Origin of the sequence: Streptococcus cristatus (assembly GCF_963529205.1) — a bacterium.
Taxonomy (GTDB): domain Bacteria; phylum Bacillota; class Bacilli; order Lactobacillales; family Streptococcaceae; genus Streptococcus; species Streptococcus cristatus_O.
Window position 1 is genome coordinate 1 of record NZ_CAURYF010000012.1, and the last position, 13,260, is coordinate 13,260.

Annotated in this window: 11 protein-coding genes; 5 read left to right on the plus strand and 6 right to left on the minus strand. The window is 43.2% G+C overall.

From position 1 onward, the window contains the following. Window positions 1-69: 69 nt before the first annotated feature. The 5 genes from RWS39_RS03925 to RWS39_RS03945 all read right to left on the minus strand — a co-directional run bounded on the left by RWS39_RS03925 (window position 70) and on the right by RWS39_RS03945 (window position 5,702). Window positions 70-1,236 (minus strand): IS110 family RNA-guided transposase, encoded by a 1,167-nt coding sequence (locus RWS39_RS03925; protein ID WP_314480687.1) that lies wholly within the window; start codon window positions 1,234-1,236, stop codon window positions 70-72. A gap of 269 nt (window positions 1,237-1,505) precedes the next feature. Further along, window positions 1,506-1,763, minus strand: coding sequence for a DUF896 family protein (locus RWS39_RS03930; protein WP_062123395.1), 258 nt, complete (start codon window positions 1,761-1,763; stop codon window positions 1,506-1,508). Between the two features lie 20 nt (window positions 1,764-1,783). Further along, complete coding sequence (glyS, locus tag RWS39_RS03935) at window positions 1,784-3,823, minus strand: glycine--tRNA ligase subunit beta (RefSeq protein ID WP_314480692.1); 2,040 nt, start codon at window positions 3,821-3,823, stop codon at window positions 1,784-1,786. 2 nt (window positions 3,824-3,825) lie between these two features. Then, a complete protein-coding gene (gene glyQ, locus RWS39_RS03940; RefSeq protein WP_002908141.1) occupies window positions 3,826-4,743 on the minus strand; it encodes a glycine--tRNA ligase subunit alpha in 918 nt (305 codons plus the stop codon). A 197-nt stretch (window positions 4,744-4,940) separates the two neighbouring features. Further along, window positions 4,941-5,702 (minus strand): elongation factor Tu, encoded by a 762-nt coding sequence (locus RWS39_RS03945; RefSeq protein WP_314480697.1) that lies wholly within the window; start codon window positions 5,700-5,702, stop codon window positions 4,941-4,943. Window positions 5,703-6,283: 581 nt separating this feature from the next. Between RWS39_RS03945 and RWS39_RS03950 the strand changes: the two genes are divergently transcribed. From RWS39_RS03950 to serS, 5 genes are all read left to right on the plus strand, one after another. After that, window positions 6,284-7,273, plus strand: coding sequence for a PTS sugar transporter subunit IIB (locus RWS39_RS03950; protein ID WP_125372481.1), 990 nt, complete (start codon window positions 6,284-6,286; stop codon window positions 7,271-7,273). Window positions 7,274-7,317: 44 nt separating this feature from the next. Beyond that, window positions 7,318-8,121: a PTS mannose/fructose/sorbose transporter subunit IIC gene (locus RWS39_RS03955; protein WP_005591779.1), complete on the plus strand. Its 804-nt coding sequence runs from the start codon at window positions 7,318-7,320 to the stop codon at window positions 8,119-8,121. Between the two features lie 18 nt (window positions 8,122-8,139). Further along, window positions 8,140-9,051: a PTS system mannose/fructose/sorbose family transporter subunit IID gene (locus RWS39_RS03960; protein ID WP_314480700.1), complete on the plus strand. Its 912-nt coding sequence runs from the start codon at window positions 8,140-8,142 to the stop codon at window positions 9,049-9,051. Between the two features lie 70 nt (window positions 9,052-9,121). Further along, entirely contained in the window at window positions 9,122-9,493 is a 372-nt protein-coding gene (locus tag RWS39_RS03965; protein ID WP_314480703.1) for a DUF956 family protein, read from the plus strand. A gap of 213 nt (window positions 9,494-9,706) precedes the next feature. Next, window positions 9,707-10,984 carry a serine--tRNA ligase gene (gene serS / locus RWS39_RS03970; RefSeq protein ID WP_125371095.1) on the plus strand — a complete coding sequence of 426 codons (1,278 nt, stop codon included), beginning with the start codon at window positions 9,707-9,709 and terminating at the stop codon, window positions 10,982-10,984. A 131-nt stretch (window positions 10,985-11,115) separates the two neighbouring features. Here the strand turns inward: serS and RWS39_RS03975 are convergent, their stop codons facing one another. Further along, window positions 11,116-13,074 (minus strand): peptide ABC transporter substrate-binding protein, encoded by a 1,959-nt coding sequence (locus RWS39_RS03975; protein ID WP_314480708.1) that lies wholly within the window; start codon window positions 13,072-13,074, stop codon window positions 11,116-11,118. Window positions 13,075-13,260: the final 186 nt, after the last annotated feature.

Consider the following 13,260-nt stretch of genomic DNA (forward strand, 5'->3'; position numbering starts at 1 on the left):
ACGAAAACTCAAAAGAGCGCAAAAAGACCCCCCCTTGTGATATAATGAAAGTGAAAAAATTGTATTAGGCTACTGGCTCGTCTCTAGTAGCCTTTTTTGTAGCACAAACTCCTGATAAGTAAGATTTTCTTTCAAAAGGATATAAGCTATTTTAAGAAGTTGATGTGCGAGTGCAATAGTTGCTTTTTGCGGTCCTCTCCTGCTTTGAATCTGGTAATAACGCTCTGCTAGTGGACTTCCTTTTTGTTTTTTTGCAGCAAAAACTGTTTGACAGAGACACCTTTTTAAATAGGAATTGCCATGTCTGATTTTTGTGCTCCTCTTTTTACCGGCACTTTCATTATTTCCAGGACACAAACCAGCCCAGGAAGCGAGATGTCCAGCTGTTGGAAACTGGCTCATGTCTACCCCAATTTCCGCTATGATCACAGAGGCTGTAATGAGATCAATACCAGGAATAGAATCTAGGATTTCCACTGGTCTCTCATAGAGATTTAGATAGCCGTTCATACGCTCTTCCAAACAATCGATTTCTTTTTGATAAAAATCGTAAATCTCCAAGGACTGACCTAACATAAAACGATGATGAGCGGAAAAATACCCATCAAGTGCCTCAAGGAGTTGGGGAACTTTTCTTTTCAAACTGGTATAAACAGATTGATGGATCATTCTTGGGGTAAGGGGCGTCTCATCAATAAGCAGTTGCAGTAAGTTTCGACCAGAAGCCCCCATGATATCTTCTATGTAGGTTGTCAGCTTAATACCTCCTGATTGGAGGATTTTATGGATCCGATTGGTCTCACGATTACGGCTCTCTACATAGTGTTTCCGTTGTCGTGTTAACTCTCTCAATTCTTGAATGGTTTCATCAGGAACGAAACTGCGAGGGAGCAGACCGATTCGTGTTAATTGGGCAATCCAGTGAGCATCTTTCTTATCTGTTTTTTGACCTGGAATAGCTTTCATATGAGCAGGTTGTGCTAGGATGTGTTCAAAGTCATCACAGAGTTCATGCCAGACAGGTCTCCAGTAAACTCCTGTGCTTTCCATGCCGACGGCTTCTACATGAAATTGACTGAGAAAATCATGACAGGCTTTTAATCCTTTTGTCGTTGTATCAAACTGAGCCATTTCACGCTTTGGACGAGTAGAAGTGAGCGACCCATGTAGAATACAAACCACAAGAGTAGCTTGATGGACATCCATACCTGCACAAGATTGATAGAGAACATCCATTGTGATTCCCTCCATTTATAAAGTCAGAGAGCTTGTCTACCGATAACGTTGTCGTATTTTTATACTCATGCTCAAGGCGATATTTTGGGGTACTCGTCGGTAGAGTGGATTAGTTTGTCCCGCGAAAGTGATATTCAAGAAATTATCAACCACAAAGCCCTCACTTAGATTATACTTCTAAATGAGGGCTTTTGTCTTTATTTTCGTGTTTCTGTGGGTGACGGCTATGCCGTCATGGATGTCTGTCCCACTCTCTCTTTTTCTTGTTTTTATGAATTTGGGTCATCCAGACTGCGGCCATGAAGACCTTTCTCGCGTTGAACTTGACGCAATTTTTCAGGTGTCACATCATTGCCTTCCTCGTCGACAATCTTGATGCCTTCAATATGATGGCGAACAGACCGACGGTAGCCTTCGATATACTCTTCACGAAGCTTGGCTTGTTCCACTTTTTCCTCAGCCGTTAAGCCTTCCGTTTTTTTCTTTTTAGCCAGTTCGTTGATACGTTCAATTTTTTTAGGATCCATGATTCTCCCCCTCTTACCTTTTATTTGGTATTAATCTGATTAAACTGCGCAAGTTGTCCAGCTTTAGCCGTCAAAGAAGCCAGAAGAGCTAGGCGGTTATTGCGTACAGCCTCATCTTCTGCCATGACCATGGTATGGTCAAAGAAAGCATCAATAACTGGACTGAGGGCAAAGAGTTGGTCCAAACTAGCAACTAAGTCAGCCGTCAACTCCACTTTTTCAATAGCTGCAGCCAAGTCTTTTTCCTCTTGATTTTCAAATAGAGCTGGATTGACAGCTGTCTGCCCTTGGGCTTTCTCAGCTAGATTAAAGACTCGAGATAGGCTTTCCACCGCTGACTTGAAGTTATCTTCTTGAGCTTTTTCTGCTAGAAGCGCAGCTGTTTCTACCAAATCGCGTACAACGAAGTGAGTGCTTTGAAGAACAGCTGTCACGATGTCTTTCGGAATACTGCGATCCATCATCTTCTCAACACGGGCACGGAAGAAGTCCAGCACAGCCTCTTGATTGTCATAACTTAGACTATCAAACTTCAGTTCGTAAAGTCGACTAAGAAGCTGATCCAAGTCAATGTTCCAGCCAAACTTGTCCAAGATACGCACAACACCCTGAGTCGCACGGCGCAGCGCATAAGGGTCATTAGAACCGCTCGGAATCAAGCCAACAGAGAAGAAGGACAGAATGGTATCCAGCTTATCAGCCAGCGCCAATACCGCTCCGACCTTGGTGTCAGGCAATTCACCATCAGCTGATGTCGGCATATAGTGCTCCCGAATAGCAGCTGCTACCGCAGCATTCTCACCAGCCAGCAGAGCATACTTCTCGCCCATGATACCTTGCAGCTCATCAAACTCACCAACCATGCCAGTCAGCAAATCAAACTTATAAATTGCCGCTGCACGAGCCAAGTCGGCTGTCTCATCCGCATCCAATCCTGCTTCTTGCGCCAAGAGAGCCGCAATCTTACCAGTCCGCTCCATGTGCTCTGCTAGAGAGCCAATCTTTTCGTGGAAGGTCACATTGCTCAGCTTTTCAACCAAGTCAGCAATAGCCAGCTTTTGGTCTTCGCGCCAGAAGAATTCCCCGTCTTCCAGACGAGCCACCAAGACCTTCTCATTTCCCTTGATGACATTTTCCAGATGCTCTGCATTTCCGTTGCGGACAGAGATAAAGTGTGGCAAAAGCTTGCCTTCAGCATCGCGCACAACAAAGTAACGCTGGTGCTCTTTCATGGAAGTTACCAAGACTTCCTCAGGTACTTCTAAGTATTTAGCATCAAAATTACCCAAGAAAGCAGTTGGATATTCGACCAGATTCAAGACTTCATTGAGCAGGTCTTCGTCAATCTCGATAGAAACCCCGTGCTCCTCTTCAAGTGCTCGAATCTGCTCGACAATCATATTTTCCCGCTCAAGAGGATTGGCAATGACAAACTGATTCCGCAGGTCATCTTCATAGGAATTCGCTGAAGCAATCTCTGTTTCTTGCCCCAAAAAGCGATGTCCACGACTAGTACGACCGCTCTTGATGTCCAAGAAATCCAAGTCAAAGGCCTGCTCATCTAAGAGTACAGTTAAGGTGTGGACCGGGCGGATGTATTCAAAGGTGTTGTTGGCCCAGTGCATGCTGACAGGGAAAGTCAAAGCTTGCAGAACTTCCGTCACTGCTGGGATGATTTCCTCTACCGGGCGACCGACTTCTTCCTTGGTCACATAGACATATTCTTCGCCCTTGATTTCGCGGAAAGTAATGTCCTCAACCATCAAGCCCTTGCCACGGACAAAGCCTTCGGCAGCCTTTGTAAAGTTCCCATCAGCATCCAGAGCAATTTTCTTAGAAGGGCCTTTAAAATCTTCTGTTAAGTCGGACTGCTTGTCCGCCAAGCCAACCACGCGCACCGCCAAACGACGAGGCGTTGAGAACATTTCAATTTTCTCAAAAGTCAGACGATGGTCTGTCAGAAAGGCTCCCATCTTGTCGCGCAGCTGCTTCATGCTCGGAGTTACGACATAGGCTGGCATTTCCTCCAAGCCTAATTCAACTAATAAATTTTTTACCATGATTATTCTCCCTCCTCTGCCAAGAGTTTCTCGCGCGTCTCTGCATCCAAAAGCGGATAGCCCAGACGTTTACGCTCCGCCACAAAAGTCTTGGCCACGACACGCGCCAGATTACGAATACGTGCGATATAGCCAGCCCGCTCTGTCACAGATACAGCTCCACGCGCATCCAAGAGGTTAAAGGTATGCGAACATTTGAGAACGTAGTCATAGGCCGGGTGCACCAGATGCTCGTCTAGACAGCGCTTGGCTTCCGCTTCAAACTTCTCAAAATTCCCCAAGAGCAAGTCTTGGTCGCTGACCTCAAAGCTATATTTAGAATGTTCATACTCAGGATGCGTGAAAATTTCACCGTACTTAACACCATCTGCCCACTCAATGTCATAGACTGAGTCCACTTCTTGGATATAAGAAGCCAGACGCTCCAGACCATAAGTCACCTCAGCGGTCACCGGGTGAGTTGGTAGCCCTCCGACCTGCTGGAAGTAAGTGAACTGAGTGATTTCCATACCATCCAGCCAGACTTCCCAACCCAAACCAGCCGAGCCAGTTGACGGATTTTCCCAGTTATCCTCGACAAATCGGATATCGTGCTCTAGTGGATTGATACCCAAGAGCTCCAAAGACTGCAAATAAAGTTCTTGGATATTGCTTGGAGAAGGTTTCATAACCACTTGAAATTGATGGTGCTGGTAAAGACGGTTCGGATTTTCCCCATAACGACCATCTGCTGGTCGGCGAGACGGCTCTACATAGGCCGCATTCCAAGGCTCTGGCCCAATAGCCCGCAGGAAGGTATAGGGACTCATCGTTCCCGCCCCCTTCTCATTATCATAAGCCTGCATGAGCATACAGCCCTGATCATTCCAGAACTGCTGTAAAGTCAAAATTATTTCTTGAAACGTTAACTTCTTAGACATTTTTTACTCCTTTAGTTTCTTGAGGTTCTTGCGAAGCGTTCAAAAGGGAGCGATTATTTCCCTTTTGAAAAGCTAGTACATCGCCTAGACAAACCGCCCATAGCGGTTGTCGTTAGTCAATCGAACCTTTAGGTTCGTAATTGACTTTGGCGAGGTGAAATGTTAATTTTTTAGACATTTGTTACTCCTTAATTTGTTTATATTTCTTTGTCTATTATTTTCTGTTCTATGAACCAATCCAACAAGGGAAATGTTTTATCTGTGCTTGCCCACCGATGATAAGAATCAATTACCGCTTGCACGCTTCCTAGATTTTCTACTAGCTTGTCAACTGTCAAAAAACTGCGCCAGTCTTCGTAAAAAATACTAGCATAATTCCCTTGATAAGTTGAAGTGCCGAAATCATTCAATGAGTGCCAACCGTGCTTTTTCTGAAAAAGCTCAACGAGAGACTGATTACAAGCCTTTTCCGTTTGAAATTCCTCATCTGTAAAGAAATACTTGCGACTAATATACTCAGCTATACCTTCTTCAAACCAGATATAGGCACCGTATCCATCAAAGTCATCAAAAAAATGCTCTGACCAATGAGCCAACTCATGGCCTACAATCTGCAAGAGGGAATTTCCTGACAAAGACTTATAGTGGCTTTCTATTGCTCGAGTTTGGTGAGAGGTCTCGTAATTCTCCAACTGAAGGAGATATAAATCTTTCCAAACCGGCAACTCGGGAGTCATAACCATCCGCCTATCATTTGTATAGGCTGGTACAGGAATTTCCCGAATGATCTGCGTAGCAGAATCAAAATCGGACCAAATGATGGCTTGCGGCAAGTCATAAACCGCAAACTCGTCTTTTAAAAATGTTAGATAATCCTGCAACTTTGCGGAATTCTTTGCGACGAAATCTCGAAAAGCTGCTAATTGGTTCTTGTCTTTTACAAGATAAAGGTTCTCCACGAATCTCCTTTCCTTCGAACAATAGACTCAGTACGCAAAAGAACCACATCCGACAGTCCTAGGCTATTGCGACCTAGGGGCGTCAAGACGCGGTTCCACCCTAATTTATTACTTCATTACGTTTTAAAATGTTAACCGAAAGCGCCATCTGCACTGCTTCCCTATCCGGCTCACACTATCCCGAACTCGCTAAAAAGTAGACAATGAGAATTCTTTCTAGAAAAGATTATAGCAGAAAATAGATGATTTGTAAAATACTTCTTGAGATTCAGCTATAAATTCTTCCTATATAAATTTGCTTTCTATCAATCTAGTAGATAAGCATTTTCATAGAAATTTTCAACAACTTTCATATATTAACCTAGTTACATTGATAATCTAATCTTCATCTAATTATTTAGTGAGAAGAAAAGATCAAAAAAGACTGATATAACAGCGTTTCCCAAGGGAAATAGAATTTGAAAATGATTGCCGCTTCGATTCAGGTACTTGCATTTTTCATGAAAACGTTTTATAATAATAGTTAGCCTTAAAGTTTTCTTAAACTTAAGTCAAACATTTTATAAGGAGGAAAAACAATAATGAGTATTGGAATCATTATTGCCAGCCACGGTGAATTTGCTGCCGGCATTCATCAGTCAGGTTCTATGATTTTTGGTGAGCAAGAAAAAGTTCAAGTTGTAACTTTCATGCCAAACGAAGGTCCTGATGATCTGTATGCAAAATTCAATGACGCTGTGGCTTCGTTTGATGCGAACGATGAGGTATTGGTCTTGGCTGACCTTTGGAGTGGGTCACCATTTAACCAAGCTAGCCGTGTCATGGGTGAAAATCCAGACCGCAAGTTCGCGATTATTACAGGTTTGAACCTGCCTATGCTAATTCAAGCCTACACAGAGCGCATGATGGATGCAAACGCTGGCGTAGATGCTGTCGTTGCAAATATCATCAAGGAAGCTAAGGAAGGCGTCAAAGCTCTGCCTGAAGAGCTGAATCCAGTCCTAGAAAGCGCTGCTCCTGCTGCTGCACCAGTTGCTCAATCAGCTATCCCAGAAGGAACTGTTATCGGAGACGGCAAGCTCAAAATCAACCTTGCTCGTATCGATACTCGTTTGTTGCATGGACAAGTTGCAACAGCTTGGACTCCAGATTCAAAAGCAGACCGTATCATCGTTGCTTCTGACTCAGTAGCTAAAGATGAACTTCGTAAAGAACTCATCAAACAAGCTGCACCTGGTAATGTTAAAGCAAACGTTGTTCCAATTGATAAGCTGATTGCTGTTTCAAAAGATCCACGTTTCGGTAATACGCACGCTCTCATCTTATTTGAAACTCCACAAGATGCCCTACGCGCTATCGAAGGCGGTGTGCCAATCAAGACTCTCAACGTCGGCTCAATGGCTCACTCAACTGGTAAGACAATGGTCAACAACGTTCTGTCAATGGACAAGGACGATGTGGCAACTTACGAAAAATTGCGTGATCTCGGAGTTGAATTCGACGTACGTAAAGTACCAAATGACTCTAAGAAAGATTTGTTTGACTTAATTAACAAAGCCAACGTTCAATAATCTGAAACGTTTCGCTCTCATATTATTATGAAAGGATTTAAAACATGTCTATTATTTCTATGGTTTTAGTAGTCTTTGTTGCCTTCCTAGCTGGTCTTGAAGGTATCTTGGACCAATTCCAATTCCACCAACCGCTGGTTGCATGTACCTTGATCGGTCTTGTAACCGGTAACTTAACTGCTGGTGTTATCCTTGGCGGATCTCTTCAAATGATCGCTCTTGGTTGGGCTAACATCGGTGCTGCCGTTGCTCCTGATGCTGCCTTGGCTTCAGTTGCTGCTGCTATCATCATGGTTCAAGGTGGAGACTTCACTGATAAAGGTATCACAGTTGCAACTACAATCGCGATTCCTCTTGCCGTAGCTGGTCTCTTCCTGACTATGATCGTGCGTACTATCTCTGTTGCCTTGGTTCACGCTGCAGACTCTGCTGCTAAAAAAGGTGATTTTGCTAGCGTTGAACGTGCGCACTTTGTAGCTCTCCTTCTTCAAGGACTTCGTATCGCTATTCCTGCAGCCCTTCTTCTTGCTATCCCTGCAGAAGCAGTGCAAAAATTGCTTGCTATGATGCCTGATTGGTTGGCAGGCGGTATGGCTGTCGGCGGGGGAATGGTTGTTGCCGTTGGTTACGCTATGGTTATCAACATGATGGCAACTCGCGAAGTATGGCCATTCTTTGCTATCGGTTTTGCTCTTGCAGCTGTTAGCCAATTGACTTTGATTGCCCTCGGTGCTATCGGTGTAGCAATCGCCCTTATCTACCTCAACCTTTCTAAGAAAGGCGGAAACGGTGGTGGCGGTTCTGCTACATCTAACGACCCAATCGGCGATATCCTAGAAGACTACTAAGAAAGGAGCTGCTATATCATGACTGAAAAAATTCAATTATCTAAATCAGACCGTCAAAAAGTTTGGTGGCGTTCTACTTTCTTGCAAGGTTCTTGGAACTATGAACGTATGCAAAACTTGGGTTGGGCTTATTCTTTAATTCCAGCTCTCAAGAAACTTTACACTAAAAAAGAAGATCAAGCTGCTGCTCTTGAGCGTCACTTGGAATTCTTCAATACTCACCCATACGTTGCTGCTCCAATCATCGGTGTGACACTTGCCCTTGAAGAAGAAAAAGCAAATGGTGCAGAAATTGACGATGCAGCTATCCAAGGGGTTAAAATCGGTATGATGGGACCTTTGGCTGGTATCGGTGACCCAGTCTTCTGGTTTACAGTTCGCCCTATCCTTGGAGCGCTCGGTGCTTCTCTTGCTATGTCAGGAAATATCATCGGTCCACTTCTCTTCTTCGTTCTTTGGAATGCGATCCGTATGGCCTTCTTGTGGTACACTCAAGAATTGGGTTACAAGGCTGGTTCTGAAATCACTAAAGACATGTCTGGTGGTATCCTCCAAGACATCACTAAAGGTGCTTCAATCCTTGGTATGTTTATCTTAGCTGTATTGGTAGCACGCTGGGTAAACGTTAGCTTTGCGCTTCAATTGCCATCTACAAAACTCTCTGAGGGAGCTTACATCAACTTCCCTAAAGGTGCCGTAACTGGTGAGCAACTTCAAAAAATCTTAGGTGATGTTGCAGGTGGATTGAGCTTGACTCCTGAAAAAGCAAATACCCTTCAAGGACAAATTAACTCTTTGATTCCAGGTTTGATGGGACTTCTCCTTACCTTCCTATGCATGTGGTTGCTTAAGAAGAAAGTTTCTCCAATCACAATCATCATCGGACTTTTCGTTGTTGGTATCGTTGCCCGTCTTATTGGTTTGATGTAATTAAAAAGAAGGTTTCGGCCTTCTTTTTATTGTGGTATAATAGCTATAGTATTTAAAAGGGAGATGTTCTATGGCACAATCGCAAAATAAATCGATTGACTTTCAAACGACAGGAGTTTCCTATCTGGGTTTGGGTGGCAAGGTTGGGAAGTTTTTGGTCGGTGATGTCGCACTGGAATTCTACGCTGATGCCAATGTAGAAGACTATATCCAGCTGCCTTGGTCTAGCATCCAGCAGATCGGTGCCAATGTCTCTGGGAAAAATGTCAGTCGCCATTTTGAAGTGTTTACAGATAAGGGCAAGTTTCTCTTTGCCTCCAAGGACACTGGAAAGATTCTCAAAATTGCACGGCAACATATCGGGAACGAGAAAGTCGTCAAATTGCCTACTTTGATTCAAACAATTGGCCAATTCATTAAAAATCTATTTGCAAAAAAATAGAAAATCCTGTATAATTTAGGAAACGGATAAGTAAGACTACGTCTTCTTTCAGAAAGTCTGCGGGTGCTGCGAGCAGATAGGAGTTTAGTGTGAAATTCTACCGTTGTAAGACAACTACATACATAATCAAGTGCACACCTGTGAAGTTGGATGGAACCGCGGCCTAGCCGCTCCAACAGTTTCCTCGGTGTGCTTTTATTTTTTGGAGGTTTTATGTTAGATTTAAAACGTATTCGGACAGACTTTGATGCTGTCGCAGAGAAATTAGCTACCCGTGGCGTAGCAGCTGATGTGCTCAATCAAATGAAGGAAATTGATGAGCAAAGACGTGATTTGCTGGTGAAAGTAGAAAATCTCAAAGCCGAACGCAACACCGTTTCTGCAGAGATTGCCCAAGCTAAGCGCAACAAAGAAAATGCAGATGACAAGATTGCAGCCATGCAAAAACTATCTGCTGAAGTCAAGGATTTGGATGCTACTTTAGCTGAATTGGATGCTAAATTGACCGAGTTCACCACAACCCTGCCAAACATTCCGCACGATAGCGTGCCAGTCGGGGCAGACGAGGATGACAATGTAGAGGTCCGTCGCTGGGGTACACCGCGCCAATTTGACTTTGAAGCTAAGGCTCACTGGGATTTGGGTGAAGATTTGGATATCCTGGACTGGGAGCGTGGAGCAAAAGTTACGGGAGCCCGTTTCCTCTTCTACAAGGGCTTGGGAGCTCGTTTGGAGCGCGCTATCTACAACTTCATGCTGGATGAGCATGGCAAAGAAGGTTATACAGAAGTCATCACTCCCTATATGGTCAACCATGACTCTATGTTTGGTACCGGGCAATATCCTAAGTTCAAAGAAGATACGTTTGAACTGAGCGACACTAACTTCGTGCTCATTCCGACTGCTGAAGTTCCACTGACCAACTACTATCGAGACGAAATTCTAGACGGCAAAGACTTGCCAATCTACTTCACAGCTATGAGCCCATCATTCCGCTCTGAAGCTGGTTCTGCTGGTCGTGACACACGTGGTCTCATCCGCCTGCACCAATTCCACAAGGTTGAAATGGTAAAATTTGCCAAGCCAGAAGAATCTTATGAAGAGCTGGAAAAGATGACTGCCAATGCAGAAAACATCCTGCAAAAGCTCAATCTGCCTTACCGCGTTGTTGCCCTTTCTACTGGCGACATGGGCTTCTCAGCTGCTAAAACCTACGACTTGGAAGTCTGGATCCCAGCTCAGAACACCTACCGTGAAATCTCTAGCTGCTCTAACACAGAAGATTTCCAAGCTCGTCGTGCCCAAATCCGCTACCGTGACGAAGCAGATGGCAAGGTCAAACTCCTCCACACTCTCAACGGGTCTGGACTGGCTGTCGGACGCACAGTCGCTGCTATCTTGGAAAATTACCAAAATGAAGATGGTTCTGTGACCATTCCTGAAGTCCTACGTCCTTACATGGGTGGCTTAGAAGTCATCGCACCAAAATAAACAATGAAAGGTCCGAAACAATCGGACCTTTTCTTATTTCTCCTTAAGGAGAAACTCAACAGTTCAAAAAAATAAACGAAATGTAGGATTTTATACTTTAAAAAGGTATGACAATCGTCATACCTTTTCTGTTACTTAACGTGACTTGCTAACTCTTCTTGAGCTTTTTTATTTGATTCTTCTTTTTCTTTTTCCCATTTTTTCAAAGCTTTTTGATAATCAGCTACTGTCAGAACTTTATCTTGAAGCTCCATTCCCTTAAATACATAGACATCACCCTTGATACCTACATAAGAGTAGGCTTTGGTAAATGGTACGACCTTTTGAACCATTGGTGAAGCACCTGCAGAAATAGATGGGATCACAATAGAACTATCTGTTAACCAAGCCTGCGCTGCTGCATATTTCGTATAGCGAGCATTGGTATCTTGCTTTTCTGCGTCTGCCTGATCCAAAAGCGCTTTGTAGTCCGTTAAACCAACCTTAGAAGCAAGATCTTGGTTTTGACCTTTTGTCAGACCAATATTGTCCAAGATATCCCCTGTTTCTGGGTTAAAGATATTCAGATAAGTCACTGGATCTTGGTAGTCTGCTGACCAACCAGACATATTGAGGTCATAGTCCTTTTGAGCAGCTGTTTCTGCGAAGTAAGTAGAGTTATCAAAATCGTCTGATGACATTTGATGCACGTCAATCACAACGTTTTCTTGACCTAGAGCTGCCTCAACAGATTGTTTGAAAGAATTGGTCCGCTGCACCATGATTTTATCAGTTTGGTCAACTGGTACATCTAGATGAATTGGGAATTCAACTCCCTGCGCTTGTAAAGCTTCTTTTGCTTTAGCAAATTCTGCCTTGGCCTTATCTGGGTTGTAAATGCTGTCTTGAGCATCAGCTAATTTGACACCTTGCCACTCATCCCCATAAGAAGCCAGTTGTGATTCAACGACATCCGAGAAATCCTTGCCATCTACTTGCACAAAACTAGGAGGTACAAGCAGGCTTCTGATGATCTTCGTTGCTCCTTCATTACCATTCATCTGGGCACCAAAGGATTTACGGTCAAAAGCAAAGTTGATTGCTTGGCGGAAGTCCTTATTTTGAATTGCTTCTTTGCTGGCAGCTTTTTGGGCATCTGTCTTAGAAGTGTGGCCATAAGCCTGACGATTCAAGTTAAAGGCATAGAAATAGCTAGTTGAGTTTTGTGGAGTAAAGATGATGTTGTCTTTATATTTCTTTTCTACTGATGCATAGTTTGAGCTAGTTGGATAGAGACGAGCTTGTGTGTAAGCACCATCAGTAAAGTTACGGATCAATGACTCCTGGTCAGAACCATCATAGTAAGTCAGCTTGACATCTTCGATCTTCACATTATCCTTGTCCCAATAGTTTTGGTTTTTAGAATATTCGATAACAGACTTAGAAGTAAATGACTTTAATACATATGGACCATTGTAGAGGATACCGGAAGGTTTCACGGTACCAAAGTCCTTGCCTTCTTTCTTCAGAAATTCTTCGTTAATTGGGAAGAGAATGCCCATCGTTGTCTTAGAATTCCAGTAGCTTTCTGGCTGATTCAGGGTGTATTGGACTGTATAATCGTCGATTGCCTTGACACCTACAGTAGAAAAATCATTGCTTTCCCCTTTGATATAAGCATCTAATCCCTTGATAGAGTTTTGCACGATTGGTAATGCTTCTGATTTTTCATCTGCAGCGTGCTTGAGCCCTGTTACAAAGTCTTGTGCCTTGACAGCAGCATATTCTTCACCTTCTGCTGTGTACCATTTAGCGTCCTTACGCAACTTATAAGTATAAGTTAGGCCATCTTTAGACACAGTCCAGTCTTCAGCCAATGAAGGGATAAGATTCCCATATTGATCATTTTCTAAAAGACCGTCGACCAAATTGGCAATAACGTCAGAAGTGGAGGAGCGATTGGAGTTTACATAATCCAATGTATCTGGATCTGTATTATAGACATAAGAATATGTCTTTGCCGAGCTGGTGCTTGACTTGCCACAAGCAGCTAAGAATAGCGCTGATGCTGCAACCAAACCAGTAATAGCCAACCATTTAGATTTTTTCATGAGCAAATCTCCTTCTTTAGATTATGTATTATTATACATCATTTCCAGACAAAAACAAGTCTTATTTAAGAAAATTTTAAAATTCTATGCATTTTTCTTATTTTTATTGAAACAAAATATAGGAAGATTTCTATGCATTTTCATATATTTTCATAAAAATACAAAAAATATTATAAATAATAACCT